Consider the following 17,403-nt stretch of genomic DNA (forward strand, 5'->3'; position numbering starts at 1 on the left):
GTAGGATTCCCACCGGCAAGACCTATCGGGTCCGGTTGTGTATAGATACCCTCTGAAGATATAAACTAAATACAGGTTGAGCAATTCCATTTCTAACGCAAAAAACATATGTAAAGAAGAACTATGTCTTCTCTACATATGTTTAGTCTATGGATCGATCCCCATGATTTTACAGAGTTGATTATACTTATTTTCAAAGTTTTTCTTAAAGTAATCAATACCTTTTTTTGATAATTTTTTTTCTTCAAAGCTCCAAGACAAAAGATATTCTTTAAACGAGCAATCTAAATCTAATTCACGGGGAATAATATCAGTTTCATCTAATTCTCTTTCTTTTGAAATTGAAAGTAAATAGCTTGTCCGTAACATTAAAGGATATTCTATCCACTCATGATGTAAACCAATTTTTTTTATTAATTCTTCATCATTAAGAATCATACATACCATTTCATAAGATATGAGATCATTCGAGAAGTAGCGATCCATAAATGTAGCCCTTTTACTTTTGTCATTCACTTCACTAAACAATTGTAAAAAATCATCATTTTTTTTAATCAAAAAAACAATTGTATAGTTTATAAAATAATCTATATAACGATGAAAAGTTGTTTTGGCAGAAGAATCTAGCTTTACATCTAAAATCAGCGAAAGAACTTTAGAGAATTCTTTTTTCTTTACCCAAAAGTTCTCCATAGATTTTGGATTCCTATAATAACTATCCAAAATATCAAATAAATTTCCGTTCATATTTATTATGGACATCCTCCTTTTGGACCTCTAGCTCCTGGTTTAAATGGTCGACCACCTACCATTGATCCTCCAACTTTTCTAATGTAATTTGCTATTCTTTTTTCTGCTCTACGCATTTTTCCAATCACAGATTTATCTTTTATATAAAACGTACTTAAAAAACTCACCACGCCATCAAATGGGTAAATAGTCAGTGAGACAACCCTAAAAGGTGGCGGTAAGGATGAGAAAAAAAGAAATTCATCAGTTGAACCGAGCGATGAAAGAAACGCATAACAAGCGGTTATATAAACGTTATTTGGCTGTACGGTTACACTTGGAAGGACATGGCTTTGCTGAGATTAGCCGTCTACTTGGACTTGTCCGTCAAACGATCAGCATCTATTGGCATAAATATCAAGAAAAAGGACTTGATGGCCTTCGTATGGAGCGTTTACCAGGAAAGCCTCCAGAGCTGACTGAAGAGCAGCATGAACAATTGGCGGAATTGCTGATGGACAAACAACCGGCCGATGTCGGCTTTGAAGCGCGCTACACTTGGACTCTGCCGCTGATCGCTTCTTGGATCAAGCGTGAGTTTGGCATTGTTTACAGCGTTCGCGGCGTCAGCAAAATCCTGAGACGACTTGGTTTCAGCTTCACAAAGGCGACCTATGCGCTGGCAAAGGCAGACAAGGGGGCCCAATCTACCTTTTGAGAAGTTACGTTTCCCGAGTTGAAGCGTAAACTCCTAGACGGATAGATTGACCATCTGCTGTTTGAGGATGAGTCCGCAATTCGGGCACATCAAGCGTTGCAATATAACTGGTTTCCTCGGGGACAGCAGCGTAAAATTCAAACTCATGGTCGACATGAAGGTGCCAAGTTGTTCGGTGCGATTAACTATGAGACTGGGCAGGTCCATCATTGGGAAGAAGAGAAAGCAGACGTAGCAGCCTGGATCGTTTCTTATCCGATTTACTGGAAGATTGTCCAAAAGGAAAGATCGTCATGATTTTGGATAACAGCCGTATTCATCACGCCACAGACTTCCAGCCTTTTCTACGGGAACATCCACGTCTACAACTTGTCTTTCTTCCGCCTTACAGTCCCGAGTTAAACTTGATGGAAGGCGTTTGAAATGGCTGAGGAGCGATGTTATCACAATAAGTTCTATCGCATCCGTCTTCATGTCACAGCCTTTATGAACCGGCTTAATAAACACCCTCAGCAAACCATTGATCGCTTGCTTATTCAGTTATAATCTTAAGTGCGTTTTATATAGAATCAAATCATAATGATTTGGTGTCTGTTAATTCCATTTTTTGCCATATTCTTTCCCGATACAAACTAAGCCTAATGACCTTAATGGATCTGAGGCGATATAGGTATCCTTCCCTCTTTTGGCTTCCCAGACAAACGAATTGTCATTATTATCGTTAATCTTAATAGAAATTCCTGCGTGTGGACTATTCTATTTGCGTTGCGATGAAGTTGGCATCATCGATTGGGATTTAGCATTGCAGTAATTTGGTCGATTGGATCTGCGAGGTCGCTAAGAAAGCTGGAAAGCGATTCGCGATACTTATCCAACGTCAACTCTAGCAATGGATCGCCAGTTTGCCCAATTATATCAAGGCTTATGCTGCGAAAGTTGAGTTATTAAAATTACTACTACCAAATTCTTCCATGGGATTATTTTGAGATTCTTTAAGATGTCATCACTTGTATCCATCCCATACTCCACCTTTGTACTAGGTAATATCATCAACAAACTAATCAGGGACTACGTTCAAATCTCCCATTCATCTAATTCAAAAAACAGGTCTATTTCATGCAAATGCATAAAATAGACCCTCCCTTGTAATTTTTATTTTAGGGATTTAAAAATTATACTACTCTGGCAAAGTAAAAATAACATCTATCGGATCCTTATCTTCAAAAAACTCTGAATACAGTTTCCTGATTTCTTCCAATTTTGTATTCGTATCACTTCTTAATAATTTTCCTAATTTAACCAATACTTCAGCCTCTTTGGGAGTTATTATTTTTTTTTCTACTATAATTTCTGTGCTTTTTGAAGTCACCCACGCCCAATCATTCACAGCTGCTTCAGTAAACGGATACCCAAAAGATAACGAACTAATATGAGCATATTCTGAACACAAAGGGTGGACAATTAACAAAAAAGAGGCTATTATTCCTGAACGATATCTTATTCTTTGTGCTATTTGAAGCTCCTGAGCGAATGACTTTAGGTGGTTTGGTACATCCCCCCATTTAGAGCGTCCCATTGAAACTAGTACTTCAATGGCAAATTCTTTATCTAAGTTTTCGGTTATTTTTAAGAATATTTGGTGGTCAGTAATGCCGGAAGCAGTAAATGCACCCAAACATCTTGCTGCTTCTTTAACGCTTGTCGCACCTTGTGATAATAGTTTTACATATTCATCTAACAGTACATTATCGTAAACATACTCCGGAGACTCAACAATAGTCTCGATTAAAAGCGCTTTTGTACTTTCGTCCTTAACCAAAGGAAGCATATTCGCAAGCTGAATATAGCAATCTCCTTCCAATTCTTCTAAGTTACAATCATTCTTTAATAACTTTAAACCGGCTACTAAAATTCTATTATCTTCATTTAACAAAGCAGTCATTATTAGTTCAATAATTTTTTTAACCACGTATTCTTTCTCCTCTTATTAAACTATCTCTGTCAGATATTATGAAGAAAGGTCTTTCTTTAATTCTTTTTCGCTAATCTTAACATAAGGCATATCACTTTATTTAATAATTCGTCTTACACTTTAATGATTCTGAATAACTATCCACTCTATACCGTCAATTACTTCCTTATAAAGTAACCTCATTTTATTTGATATCCCTGAATTTTCTTCAACGAGATCAAGGCTCATCCATCCATCCTCACGAGGATGCTCTCTAAAGTTAGATAATCTTTGTGCTGCGGCAGAATCTCCACTCTTGCGAGCTGCAAGGTCATTTAGATGCTGATGAGCTAATCTCTTTTCATCCCTAGTAAGATGTCTACGTTCAGGATTCTGTGTCTTTTTAGCAATTCTTTTGTCTAAACGAATCAAATCATTAAGTGACCCCCTCGGACTCACATTAGCATGCTAAATTCCTAGCAATTGTTCAGGTGAAGGATTTCCGATCTCCTCGATGGGATTACAACCTTGTCGACGACGGTTAAGTCCAAAGATGTCTACCCATGCATTCGGGTCAGAAACATACCCATACAATCGTAATCCGCCAGCTAAGCGAATCGGATCCTGCTGCGTGTACATCCCTTCATCTGGCGAGTAGTATCGGAAACGGTTGTAATACAGCCCCGTCTCCTCGTCCTCATACTGCCCCGGATACCGGAATGGGCATGCGCTGCGCTCACCTAAAAGATCTTGCCGCCGAACCTTCCCGTAAATGTCCAGTTCACACGACCACACCTTTTCCCCTGTATCGTCGTACATCTCAACAGGCGTACTCAAATGGTCTGTTATGATGCTGTACGAGCCCTCTGGTGTAATCTTCGCGGTCGGATGAAACGTTCCGTCTTCAAAGATCCATGTGATCAAGCCGCCAGGATTCAGCGCTTGTCCCAGCCGCTGCTTCTCCTTCGGCTGTTCGCCAACCCATTCTGCACCGTTTTCAGCTTGGATTTTCTCCGCTTTCCACTCATGCAGGATGGTATTTCCATCCCATACATAACAGTGTACTACACCGTTAAAATGCTTCTCAATCCTGCGACCGAGGCTGTCATACGTAAACGTTACTTCCTGCCCGTCCGGCCGCACAACCTTGCTCATCATATTGTTGCCATAGTACTCATAGCACCAATGCGTGCCGTCCGGTTCTATTTTCTCCGTGAGATTTCCTTCTTCGTCGTAGCTGTACTTCGTCCCATTGAACTCCAGCAGTCGCCCGCCGGCTCCGTACGTCCGGTCCGTCTTGTGTCCGTCGCTGTACAAATTCCCGACATTGTCAGCCATGCGGAAGATTTTGCCGAAGTCGTTCGTGGCCCCGATCAAGGTTCCAAAATCGTCGTATCCATACTGCGTTTTCTTGCCTGTCAGCTCGTTGAGCACGGATTTTAGACGGTTATTGACGTCCCACGTATACTTTCGTTTGCGCGTTTCCCGTCCGCCTGCTTTTACACTGTGCCGTTCAGGCCGTCCTGCGACATCGTACTGCCAACTACTGATTACGCCGCCGGGCAACAGTCTCTCGATTTCCTGTCCAAGCGCATCGTACTTCATCTGCGCCATCCATGGCGTGCTATCGTTCTGGGCTGCGTCGCCTCCGCGCTGCTGCTGCGCCTGCATCTGGCTAACTTGCCCCAAGATATCGCGCTCCATCGTCACTTGAGCGCCAAGGCTGCTGCTTACTTCCGTCCGGTTGCCCATCTCATCGTATTGGCTTGCTACCCAGTACGCATCCCGCCATTCCTTAATGACACGACCAGCCCGGTCATAATCCAGCTTCACCGCCGCAAAAGGATTGGCTGTCTCCAGTAATTCCCCCATCCGGTTATACCTAAACGTCTCCACAAGACCATCGTTGTATTCCACTTGCGTTACGCGTCCCATGACGTCATGGCTGTAAGCCGTCCATCGTCCGCCCGGGCGCCCTACCTTCTGTAGCAAACCCGCGGGGCTTCGCACGTATTCCCGCACGATTCCGTCAAAGCCCGTCACGCGAACGATACTTCCGTTCGCATCGCGTTCCAGCACATACCGCTCCCCGCGCTCGTTGATGACTTCGGTCAGTTCTTCTTCCTTGTTATAACTCAACTGGACACGTTTGCCCCGTTCTTCACGCCAGGTCAGCTTCCCAAGCGGGGTATAGCCGAAAGCGACGCGATGCTGGTTGTCTTCTGCGAGGATCACTTCGTCGTAGGCGTTATACTTCAGCTTAATTACATTGCCATCCGGCAGCTCGGAGCGCACGACTCGGCCGAGCGCATCGTAGACCAGCACTTGCTTCGCTCCAAGCGGATTCGTCTCCTGCAGGCATTCTCCCCGGTGGTTATACGCCCACTTTCCACTCGTCCCGTCAGGCAGCGTGACCTCGATCAGGTTATCCTGATCGTCGTAAGCGAGCCGCGTTACCGCGCCTTTCGGATCGTGCACTTCACTGATCCGATGCCGTTCATCGTAAGCAAAACGCGCCGTCACCGTCTGATCGGGTCCGACAATTCCCTTCACCCGGCCCTGCTCGTCAAATTGCCATGCCCGGATACCGCCTTCCGGGTCGATCACCTGCTCCAATCTTCCGTCTTCACGGTACGTATACTTCCATACGCCTCCATCCGGATGCACTTCCTCGACGCCCCGCCCGAACTCGTCGTACGCATACCGCGTGACCCGGCCTTCCTCGTCCGTTTCGCTCAGCAGCTCGCCCAGCTCGTTATATTCATACTGCACAACGCCGCCCAGCGGATCGACAATCCGAGTGCAGTAATACTCCGGGTTATATTCGTACGTCTTCATATGCCCCTGACTGTTTGTCACTTCGTTCCAGCCGTCGTTGTACGTGATGCGCCCTTCCAGCAGCCCGTCGTCCCCGTACGTATGAACGCAGCGCGCTCCGGTTGTCTGGCCGTCATAATGCCAGTGGAAGCTGTACCCGTTGCGGTCCGTCTTCTTGAGCATCAGGTGACCTTCATAAGACATGCGGGTCGTCTGCCCCAACGCATCCGTTACCGTTATTAGGTCCCCTGCCTCGTTGTAGCCGTACTGCACCAGCACCTCGCGCTGCTCTCCGCGGTAGACATGGGTCACTTTCGTGATGCGTCCAGCTTCGTCCGTCTGGATATCCAGCCTCCGGCCTACACTGTCCGTCACCTGCTGCAAATATCCGCGGTCATCGTACGAGAGCACGATGGAATGCCCCCATTCCTGCCCGATCCGCTTCAGATGGAATTTCGTTTCCATCCCAGTCTTTTTTCCAAAATGATACGTCAGACGGCTGTCTTCCTAGAAAAGCGCATACCCGTTTCCCTCCCGGCGTAAAACCATCCGTTCCTTCGGGTTTCGCGTTTCCATCAGGCCCCGATGCAAACGTTCGAACGAAACCGCCCGCCCGTCCGTGAGCAACACACCGATGCCATCATCCAGCACTTCCAGCCGCATATCCAGATTGTGATGCACACCATGGCCCAGCAACCCTCGATGACCGCTATCGCTGATCCAGCGCCGATTCCATTGGAGCGGCAGCGCACCTGGAAATGCGAAGTCGGTCGCTTCGCTCATCATCCGTCCGGTGATCGGATCGACCGGTTCAAAGCCCCATTTACAGAAACGGTCGCTGAGGCCTTTTGTCCGATCAAAGTTTTTTAGCACTTTATGGTTCAACCACGTGAGCGCTTTGTGTGCACCGGATTTCTCCAGCGCTTTCTGGAGCAGCGCCTTCCCCTTCTCCGCCAGCTTCTGCTGCATCTCCTGCAGCTTCTTCTGCAGCAGCTCCCGCAGCTCCTCGGCCTTCTGCTTCAGCTTCCGGGCTCCCGTCATTACCTTGTTGAGCGTATTTTTCCCGAACTGTACCGCCTTCTTCGCCGCGGCCCGGCCGATCTTCCCGGCCATCTTGCTGCCTGCCTTCGCCGCCGCTTTGGCTGCGACCTTCGCTGCGCCGAACGCCGCGCCCCCGATCGGCAGCATCGAACCGATAGATAAGGCCGCACCGAGGAAGTCTCCACGGCAAATGCTCACGACCGCGCTCGCCGCTCCCGCGATAATGCCAAGACCCGGCACCATGCTCAGCACATCCAGCGCCGTCCCCAGCTTTTCCAGGAAGCTGTCCTTCTCCTTGTCGCTCTTGGCCTGCTCCGCTTCCGGGTTGCTGAGCGCCTCGAACGACTGCCGCTCGCTGCCCGTCATCATCACCTGCTGGCCCGTCACATCGGTCATGTCGGTCAGCATCATGCTGCTTTTGCCGCCTGCGAGCCACAATTCTTCTTCAGCCTCGGCCCGGAACGTTTTCAGCTCGCTAAACGATAGTTCCTGCTCCGCCATCAGCACGAGGTCTTTATCGCTCTGCAGGGTGATCCCATCTTCTTCGCCGATGGTGATAAACAGAGCGCCTTCCTTCGCCGTGAACGAAATATCTTTCGTCCCCAGCTCGAATTCCTTGCCTCCGCCCGTGGAGAACGACTTTACGGTCGTATCGGCCATTTTCTTGTTCGCCTTTTCCGCCGCCTCGCCCTGCGGGGAAAACGGTGTCCGCACCGATTGGATCAGCATCGCTTCCGCTTCGTCATGCGTCGGAAAATACAGCTTGATCCGCGATCCGACCGGCGGCATGGCATGGAAAATATGGCTCGTCGGCGACGAATACGGGAACCAGACCGCTTCGTGCTCCGGCTGGTTTTTGTCGATATCCAGATGTACTTTCGCCTTCTTGACGCCGATCGCTAAAATTTTCCCATCCATCGCCAGACCCGGCAGGTTCTCATTATACCGCTTGTTTTGCCGCAGCCCTGCGGGGGTGGTACATAGGTATTCGAATTGCAAAATGCCGTGAACCAACGCTCCCTGAATGCCTGCAACGACAAACAGACGGCCGTTTCTCTCCACCTCGGCCCCGAGCTCCAGCCATTGGTCCTTCGCAACGATAAAGCGCGTAAAATCTTCCTCCTGGAAGCGTTCGACCTTCGTTTCCACCGCGGTCAGAAACGACTGCACGTCATGCCGGATGCGGTAGGCGCCCTCTTCTAGCTTCACATGCTGCCTGCCCGACGGCGTTCCGATCCATAGACGCGGGGCATGGGTGCTGACGTCCGGCGTCACCACCGCGCCCGCATGGGAAGCGATCCGCTGAATAAACTCCCAGTCGGTCTCCTCGTATTGGAGCACCAGATCGCCGAGCGAAGCCCCGCGCTTGAACGCGTCGGTTTCCAGAAAATTTCCACCCGGATACGCGTGGATCACTTCAGACAGCACATCCGTATAAAGCATGCCCGCATGCTGGAAGGAACGGCTTTTGCGCTGCACATCCAGTTGATATGTATGCGAGATGACATCCACTCGGACGTTGTATACGCCATGGATGCGGTCGAGTTGGATTTCATGCAGTTGACCGAGGAATAACGGCTCCTCCGGCTGCCCTTCCCGAGCCGCATACAGGCCGATCGGGTCGCGGTAGCTGCCTTGCCGCACTAACGCTTGGCTGTCTTCCTCGCTCATAATGCCCCCGAGCTGCATGCAAACATAATCTAAGATGAACTTGTTATATCATTTGATTGGCCAAGTCTATCACTTCGTTTATCTATCCTCTTGCAAATGCTTTTCAAAAAGATAACCACAACGCTGAAGGTTGTGGTTTCCTAATCGTTGCCTATATTTTTTTACTGGAATAAAAATTATACTTGCTTTTAAAAATAATCGCTAATTACTACTCCGGCTTCTTCCGATAACCGTTTAATCTCATCAAGATCTGCAGCAGGGACCGTTATCAATACATAACTATCACTATCAATGTCCATGTAAGCCAAGGATACGCCAGCTTCTTTCATTTTCTTAGCGATATGATTCAAAAATTCATCTGTCGGCATTTCGCTGTAATGATCGCTTTCGAACTCTTTCCAATCTATTGGTGCTAGTTTTTTTCTATCCAATAACTCATCTATTACGTCACAAACATACAGTCCTGTCTCTTTCCAGTCGATCTCAAATGCTAATTGATGCTCCAGTAGGACATCTACTAGCGCAATCCAAGCTAACTCCTCTATCGGCTCGTTTATGCATCTTTCGTCAAGACGATCCTTGTATTTCTCGAAATAAACTAGTGGCTGCTCGATCGCTAAGGCAACATCTTCAAGAACTATTCCTTCTACATCAAAAGATAACTTTCGGCTAAGCTCCAGTAATGCCGAGTTATTCATTCTTTTCGTTCCTCTCAATTAGCGTATGATACGTTGCCAGTCTGGCACTTTCTCGTTCTTCAACACATATTGAAGAATCTCGTCCGATTCCGGATCATACCCGGGTCGATCTTTTGGAATCTGCCCCAATGGATTTTGTAGCAACGGGTGCTCTATATTCGGTGTATCTAGCCCTTCCTTGTCTCTGACCAGTTTAATGCAGTAATAGTCATAAGGAATATAAACAAAAGATAATATTTCTTTAGACTTTTGAGGAGTATCACTTGCGCTATAAATATGAAAATCACATACCTCGTATAAAAGCTCCTTCAAATTCTCTGAGCTACGCCAATTGTTCATTAACCTTACGTATACGTTATCCTGCGGTAATATTTTAAATAACTCGGGCATTTCTCCTGTCTTCCACTTGTGAGATAAACAAGCCATAAACACGTGATGTGTTTTGTTTTCCGAATAATAGTCCGGATCTTTAGAGAACATTTTAGCTGCATACTCGGTAACGAGTTCAGCAATATCATAATGATTCCAGTGCAAAGATAACCCTATAAGACCTCCTAATTGCCAATGCATTACGCTCCCACTGTTCGGAACACTTTTAATGATTTGAGCGAGCCAAAAAATCTGTTTCTCTATCAAAATCCAAGCTGTCGAGTCCCCATTTAATATTTTATTTTTTGCATTTCGTTCCAGTTGAACACCCATTTGATATTCAAGACCTAAAGCTAGCTCGTTCTTTTCTTTATTTTGAATCATTTCGTCAATATCTTTTTTTACCTCATCTAATATCTCTTGTACTTCTTCTTCTGTAATCACTTTTTGCGTGTACTCTTTAATATTTCTATTAAAATATTTCATATACTTTGAATAATCCATATATTTCTTAATCTCTCCTTTGTCCAACTGTCACCTTACTTGGTAGTTAATCTCTTAGAACAGACTATGGCCTCGCTTGACACCATTTTTTTATAGTATCATAAGTAGCATTTAAAGCACTGTCTACTTTATAACGCACTTCATAACTTGACATACCATAATTTTTAATTGCTTTATTTATATCTTTCACTGTATTTTTCATTTTAACATCAACAGTTTGTCCTCTTAACTTACCATCAAGTAGAATTTCTTTAAATATTTCTTTGATATAATCCTGTCCTTTTTGTTTTAAAGAGAGCCTTGATGAATTTGCTTTTATTTCAAATATTAAAACTTTTTTTGTAAGAGGGTGCTGTGCAATAATATCAGTTCCATGATTAGAATTATTTTTTATAGTCATAAAAATATTATATCCATATTTTTTTAGAACATTTTCATATGCTAGCTCAGCAGCATCTCCTTTTAGAGTATTTGAGGATACAAGTCCAAAAACATCAACCCAAGCAGTCGGATCATGTACATACCCGTACAATACGAGACCACCATTGAGCCCAATCGGGTCCTGCTGCGTATAGATTCCTTCATACGGCGAGTAGTAACGGAAACGGTTATAGTACAGCCCTGTTTCCTCATCTTCATACTGCCCCGGATACCGGAACGGACACACGCTGCGCTCACCTAAAAGATCTTGCCGCCGAACATTCCCGTAGATGTCCATCTCGCACGACCAAACTTTTTCCCCTGCATCGTCGTACATTTCAACAGGTGTACCCAGATGATCCGTTACAATACTAAAAGAGCCCTCGGGCGTAATCTTCGCTGCGGGATGAAACGTTCCGTCTTCGAAAATCCATGTAATCAAGCTGTCAGGATTCAGCGCTTGTCCCAGCCGCTTCGGAGACTTTGACCACTCCTCATTCCATTCTGCCCCACTCTCGGCTTGTGCCTTCTCCGATTTCCATTCATGCAGGATAATGTTTCCATCCCACACATAACAGTGTACCACACCGTTAAAATGCTTCTCAATCCTGCGGCCGAGGCTATCATACGTAAACGTAACTTCCTGTCCGTCCGGCCGCACAACCTTGCTCATCATATTGTTGCCATAGTACTCATAGCGCCAATGCGTGCCGTCCGGGTCTATCTTTTCAGCGAGATTTCCTTCTTCATCGTAGCTGTACTTCGTTCCGTTAAACTCCAGCAGCCGCCCGCCGGCTCCGTACGTCCGGTCTGTCTTGTGTCCGTCGCTGTACAAATTTCCTACATTGTCGGCCATGCGGAAGATTTTGCCGAAGTCGTTCGTAGCTCCGATCAAGGTTCCGAAATCGTCGTATCCGTACTGCGTTTTCTTGCCTGTCAGCTCGTTGAGCACGGACTTTAGACGGTTATTGACGTCCCACGTATACTTTCGTTTGCGCGTTTCCCGTCCGCCCGCTTTCACGCTATGCCGTTCAGGCCGTCCTGCGGCGTCGTACTGCCAACGGCTGATTACCCCGCCGGGCAACAGTCTCTCGATTTCCTGCCCAAGCGCATCGTACTTCATCTGCGCCATCCATGGCGTGCTAGCGTTCTGGGCTGCGTCGCCTCCGCGCTGCTGCTGCGCCTGCATCTGGCTAACTTGCCCCAGTATGTCGCGCTCCATCGTCACTTGTGCGCCAAGGCTGCTGCTTACTTCCGTCCGGTTGCCCATTTCATCGTATTGGCTTGCTACCCAGTACGAATCACGCCATTCCTTAATGACGCGACCGGCCCGGTCATAATCCAGCTTCACCGTCGCAAAAGGATTGGCTGTCTCCAGTAATTCCCCCATCCGGTTGTACCTAAACGTCTCCACCAGACCGTCGCTGTATTCCACTTGCGTTACGCGTCCCATGACGTCGTGGCTATAGGCCGTCCATCGTCCGCCCGGCCGCTCTACCTTCTGAAGCAGACCTGCGGGACTTCGCATGTATTGCCGTACAATTCCGTCAAAGCCCGTCTCGCGAACGATGCTTCCGTTCGCATCGCGTTCCAGCATATACCGCTCGCCGCTCTCATTGATGACTTCGGTCAGTTCTTCTTCCTTGTTGTAGGTCAGCTTGATACGTTTGCCCTTTTCTTCACGCCAAGTCAGCTTTCCAAGCGGGGTAAACCCGAATGCGACGCGGTGCTGGTTATCTTCTGCGAGGATCACTTCGTCGTAGGCGTTATACTTCAGCTTAATTACATTACCATCCGGCAGCTCGGAGCGCACGACTCGGCCCAGCGCATCGTAGACCAGCACTTGCTTCGCTCCAAGCGGATTCGTCTCTTGCAGGCATTCTCCTCGGTGGTTGTATGCCCATTTCCCGCTCGTCCCGTCAGGCAGTGTGACCTCGATCAGGTTATCCTGATCGTCGTAAGCGAGCCGCGTTACCGCGCCTTTCGGATCGTGCACTTCACTGATCCGATGCCGTTCATCGTAAGCAAAACGCGCCGTCACCGTCTGATCGGGTCCGACAATTCCCTTCACCCGGCCCTGCTCGTCATATTGCCATGCCCGGATACCGCCTTCCGGGTCGATCACCTGCTCCAATCTTCCGTCTTCACGGTACGTATACTTCCATACGCCTCCATCCGGATGCACTTCCTCGACGCCCCGCCCGAACTCGTCGTACGCATACCGCGTGACCCGGCCTTCCTCGTCCGTTTCGCTCAGCAGCTCGCCCAGCTCGTTATATTCATACTGCACAACGCCGCCCAGCGGATCGACAATCCGAGTGCAGTAATACTCCGGGTTATATTCGTACGTCTTCATATGCCCCTGACTGTTGCTCACTTCGTTCCAACCGTCGTAGTACGCGATTCGCCCTTCCAGCAGCCCGTCGTCCCCGTACGTATGAACGCAGCGAGCCCCGGTGGTCGGGCCGTCATAACGCCAGTGGAAGCTGTACCCGTTGCGGTCCGTTTTCTTGAGCATCAAGTGACCTTCGTAGGACAATCGGGTCGTCTGTCCCAACGCATCCGTTACCGCAATAAGGTCCCCAACCTCGTTATAGCCGTACTGCACCAACACCTCGCGCTGCTCCCCGCGATAAACGTGAGTCACTTTCGTGATCCGTCCAGCTTCGTCCGTCTGGATATCCAGCCTCCGGCCCACACTGTCCGTCACCTGCCGCAAGTGACTGCGGTCATCGTACGTAAGAACGATGGAATGTCCCCATTCCTGCCCGATCCGTTCTAGGCGGAATCTCGTTTCCATCCCTGTCTGCTTTCCGAAATGGTACGTCAGACGGCTGTCTTCCTCGAAAAGCACGTACCCCGTCCCTTCCCGGCGCAAAACCATTCGTTCTTTCGGGTTTCGCGTTTCCATAAGTCCACGGTATAAACGCTCAAACGAAACCGCCCGTCCGTCTGCGAGCAGTACGCCAATGCAGTCATCCAGCACCTCCAGCCGCATATCCAGGCTGTGATGCACGCCATGACCGAGCAAGCCCCGATGACCGCTGTCACTGATCCAGCGCCGATCCCATTGGATCGGTAGCGGGCCCGGAAATTCGAAGTCGGTCGCTTCGCTCATCATCCGTCCCGTGATCAGATCGACCGGCTCAAAGCCCCATTTACAGAAACGGTCGCCAAGGCCTTTGGTGCACTCGAATTTCTTCAACACTTTATGGTTGAACTTGGTAAGCGCCTTCTTCGCCCCGGATTTCTCCAGCGCTTTCTGAAGCAGCGCCTTCCCCTTCTCCGCCAGCTTCTGCTGCATCTCCTGCAGCTTCTTCTGCAGCAGCTCCCGCAGCTCCTCGGCCTTCTGCTTCAGCTTCCGGGCTCCCGTCATCACCTTGTTGAGCGTATTTTTCCCGAACTGGACGGCCTTCTTCGCCGCTGCCCGGCCGATCTTCCCGGCCATCTTGCTGCCTGCCTTCGCCGCCGCCTTGGCTGCGACCTTGGCAACGCCTTTTGCCGCCAGCTTCGCTGCACCGAACGCCGCGCCCCCAATCGGCAGCATCGACCCGATAGACAAGGCCGCGCCGAGGAAGTCCCCGCGGCAAATGCTCACCACCGCGCTCGCCGCTCCCGCGATAATGCCAAGACCCGGCACCATGCTCAGCACATCCAGCGCCGTTCCCAGCTTTTCCAGGAAGCTGTCCTTCTCCTTGTCGCTCTTGGCCTGCTCCGCTTCCGGGTTGCTGAGCGCCTCGAACGACTGCCGCTCGCTGCCCGTCATCATGACCTGCTGGCCCGTCACATCGGTCATGTCGGTCAGCATCATGCTGCTTTTGCCGCCTGCGATCCACAGCTCTTCCTGAGCCTCCGCACGGAACGTTTTCAGCTCGCTAAACGACAGTTCCTGCTCCGCCATCAGCACGAGGTCTTTATCGCTCTGCAGGGTGATCCCGTCTTCTTCGCCGATGGTGATGAACAACGCGCCTTCCTTCGCCGTGAACGAAATATCTTTCGTCCCCAGCTCGAATTCCTTGCCTCCGCCCGTGGAAAACGACTTCACGGTCGTATCGGCCATTTTCTTGTTCGCCTTCTCCGCCGCCTCGCCCTGCGGGGAAAACGGCGTCCGCACCGATTGAATCAGCATCGCTTCCGCTTCATCGTGCGTCGGAAAATACAGCTTGATCCGCGATCCGACCGGCGGCATGGCATGGAAAATATGGCTCGTCGGCGACGAGTACGGGAACCAGACCGCTTCATGCTCCGGCTGGTTTTTGTCGATATCCAGATGGACTTTCGCCTTCTTGACGCCTATCGCTAAAATTTTCCCGTCCATCGCCAGACCCGGCAGGTTTTCGTTATATCGCTTGTTTTGCCGCAGCCCTGCGGGGGTGGTGCATAGGTATTCGAATTGCAAAATGCCATGAACCATCGCTCCCTGAATGCCTGCAACGACAAACAGACGGCCGTTTCTCTCCACCTCCGCCCCAAGCTCCAGCCACTGGTCCTTTGCGACGATAAAGCGCGTAAAATCTTCCTCCTGAAAGCGTTCAACCTTCGTTTCCACCGCGGTCAGAAACGACTGCACGTCATGCCGGATGCCGTAGGCGCCCTCTTCCAGCTTCACATGCTGCCTGCCCGACGGCGTGCCGATCCAAAGACGCGGCGCATGAGTGCTGACGTCCGGCGTCACCACCGCGCCCGCATGGGAAGCGATCCGCTGGATAAACTCCCAATCGGTCTCCTCGTATTGGAGCACCAGATCCCCGAGCGAAGCTCCGCGCTGGAACGCATCGGTTTCCAGAAAATTACCACCCGGATACGCGCTAATAACTTCGGACAGCACATCCGTATAAAGCATGCCCGCATGCTGGAAGGAACGGCTTTTGCGCTGCACGTCCAGCTGGTACGTATGCGAGATGACGTCCACTTGGACGTTGTATACACCATGGATGCAGCCCACTTGAATTTCATGTAGTTGCCCGAGAAACAGCGGCTCCTCCGGCTGTCCTTCCCGAGCCGCATACAGGCCGATATGGTCGCGGTGGCTGCCTTGCCGCACCAAGGCTTGGCTGTCTTCCTCGCTCATGATACCCCTGAGCTGCATGCGGGCATGGGCTCCGGGAAACCGCGTCATTTTTATTTCTTCAAGCCGCAGCTTTCCGTACGGCCATTTCAGCATAAAATCCTGTATAGTCAAGCCCGACAGGCGATCCGATTCGTTGTTTGACACGTCCATCCCCCTCAAATCTGTTGCAAGTAAAAGATGGCTTAAGACTCATTTAAACCCAATTACTGCCGACGGAAGCTATTCTTTCTTCTGCCCGTCATCAGCAATATAGATGACACCGCTGGCATGCTTCATGCACATGATGTAGGAGTCGCTGGTTAACACGGGCTTGCCGTCGATGAGCACGTCCGCTTTTCCGTTCATCCACTCCATGTTCACCTGCGGCTCGCACGGCGCACCCAGCGCTTCGCATACGCCGAAGGTCGCCGGAATATTGACGACGGGCTTGCTGTCCCCGACAATCATAAGCGGCTGCCCTTGAATATATGCGCCATGGCACGTCGGCAGATTGAGCAGATTCGGATTGCTGCCGCATTCGCACTCCAGCATCGCTCCCCTTACGACATAGCTGGCTTCCTGCCCCGCCGGTGCTTCAACGGCAGGCCCCGCGGGCTTTATGAACGATCTGACACTAGGCATTCGTTTCCCTCCTCAGGGCTTTGCTTTAGTAAAACTTAGAATGTTGGGAAAGTGGTTTTGACTAGAATAGAAATACATACGGAAGTGGGGTATCTACTGGAGGAGCGATAGCGTGCGCCTTTGTCTGCGGGAAATATCCGCTGCTAAGCGGCTTCCAATAAAAATTTCCTGCAGACAAGAGCGACCGGAAGTAGATACCCCACCCACTCGTACATTCTATTACCTCAATCTGGCCTCTTTCTCAACATGCTCAAGGCTATGCTTTAGCAACGCTCCCCTAATCCAACTCCACCGGGGTCAATTGAAGCCCCGTAAACGCCCGTCTAAGCAAGCTTTCCGCGATGTCCAGCCGGACGATCAGCACATCCTCCTGCAAGCCCGCCACGCGAAAAATGCGTTCCCGCCGCACGTTTGGCGCCTCCAGCACCAAGCGTCGGCAAGTCCCGCCAGCGTCCACCTGCGTCTTCCCGGACAAACAATCCAGCTCGCCCGGCTCCATAAACCAGTAAATGTCTTGACGCTGCGTGCTGCGTCCGGTCACGATAGCCGACTGAAACCGCAGCCGGTCGTCGTATTTTTCAAGCAGCGCTTTCAGCCGGTCCGATACGAGCCGGCGCGGATGGTCGATGAAGTCGAGGTAAACCGGCTTGTCTCCGTCCTCTTTCACAAAAACGATGTTCCGCTCCTTAATCTCCATATCCCGGCTGACCTGCTCCAGCCGCAAGCCGTCGATGAACCGCTTGTCCTGCTGCAAACGAAAATAGTACATATGCCCGTTCTATCCTCCCCGGCA

The 17,403-nt window shown here is 49.7% G+C and carries 10 protein-coding genes and 2 pseudogenes; 2 read left to right on the forward strand and 10 right to left on the reverse strand.

Going from position 1 to position 17,403, the window contains the following annotated elements; translation table 11 throughout:
• Window positions 1–147 precede the first annotated feature (147 nt).
• On the reverse strand, window positions 148–747 hold the full coding sequence (locus NI000_RS16750) for a hypothetical protein (RefSeq protein WP_253412432.1): 600 nt from the start codon (window positions 745–747) through the stop codon (window positions 148–150).
• A 226-nt stretch (window positions 748–973) separates the two neighbouring features.
• Here NI000_RS16750 and NI000_RS16755 point away from each other — a divergent pair.
• Window positions 974–1,993, forward strand: a pseudogene (locus NI000_RS16755) (IS630 family transposase).
• Window positions 1,994–2,195: 202 nt separating this feature from the next.
• Window positions 2,196–2,331 (forward strand): annotated as a pseudogene (locus tag NI000_RS37320) (IS4 family transposase); the annotation flags it as partial.
• Between the two features lie 293 nt (window positions 2,332–2,624).
• On the opposite strand, the gene NI000_RS16760 reads toward NI000_RS37320, so the two are convergent.
• The 9 genes from NI000_RS16760 to NI000_RS16800 form a co-directional block, all read right to left on the reverse strand.
• Window positions 2,625–3,416, reverse strand: coding sequence for a hypothetical protein (locus NI000_RS16760; protein WP_253412434.1), 792 nt, complete (start codon window positions 3,414–3,416; stop codon window positions 2,625–2,627).
• A 123-nt stretch (window positions 3,417–3,539) separates the two neighbouring features.
• Window positions 3,540–3,830 (reverse strand): hypothetical protein, encoded by a 291-nt coding sequence (locus tag NI000_RS16765; RefSeq protein WP_253412435.1) that lies wholly within the window; start codon window positions 3,828–3,830, stop codon window positions 3,540–3,542.
• Window positions 3,831–3,866: 36 nt separating this feature from the next.
• Window positions 3,867–6,680 carry an RHS repeat-associated core domain-containing protein gene (locus NI000_RS16770; protein WP_253412437.1) on the reverse strand — a complete coding sequence of 938 codons (2,814 nt, stop codon included), beginning with the start codon at window positions 6,678–6,680 and terminating at the stop codon, window positions 3,867–3,869.
• 42 nt (window positions 6,681–6,722) lie between these two features.
• Entirely contained in the window at window positions 6,723–8,927 is a 2,205-nt protein-coding gene (locus NI000_RS16775; protein WP_253412439.1) for a DUF6531 domain-containing protein, read from the reverse strand.
• Window positions 8,928–9,115: 188 nt separating this feature from the next.
• Window positions 9,116–9,625 (reverse strand): DUF6630 family protein, encoded by a 510-nt coding sequence (locus NI000_RS16780; RefSeq protein ID WP_253412441.1) that lies wholly within the window; start codon window positions 9,623–9,625, stop codon window positions 9,116–9,118.
• Window positions 9,626–9,643: 18 nt separating this feature from the next.
• The gene (locus tag NI000_RS16785) at window positions 9,644–10,498 is read right to left on the reverse strand and encodes a hypothetical protein (RefSeq protein WP_253412443.1); all 855 of its coding nucleotides are present in this window, start codon (window positions 10,496–10,498) and stop codon (window positions 9,644–9,646) included.
• A 64-nt stretch (window positions 10,499–10,562) separates the two neighbouring features.
• Complete coding sequence (locus NI000_RS16790) at window positions 10,563–16,133, reverse strand: DUF6531 domain-containing protein (protein WP_253412445.1); 5,571 nt, start codon at window positions 16,131–16,133, stop codon at window positions 10,563–10,565.
• A 75-nt stretch (window positions 16,134–16,208) separates the two neighbouring features.
• Window positions 16,209–16,610 carry a DUF4280 domain-containing protein gene (locus NI000_RS16795; protein WP_253412447.1) on the reverse strand — a complete coding sequence of 134 codons (402 nt, stop codon included), beginning with the start codon at window positions 16,608–16,610 and terminating at the stop codon, window positions 16,209–16,211.
• Window positions 16,611–16,887: 277 nt separating this feature from the next.
• A complete protein-coding gene (locus NI000_RS16800; RefSeq protein WP_253412449.1) occupies window positions 16,888–17,379 on the reverse strand; it encodes an imm11 family protein in 492 nt (163 codons plus the stop codon).
• Window positions 17,380–17,403: the final 24 nt, after the last annotated feature.

The organism is Paenibacillus tyrphae (genome assembly GCF_024158745.1).
Classification (GTDB): domain Bacteria; phylum Bacillota; class Bacilli; order Paenibacillales; family NBRC-103111; genus Paenibacillus_G; species Paenibacillus_G tyrfis_A.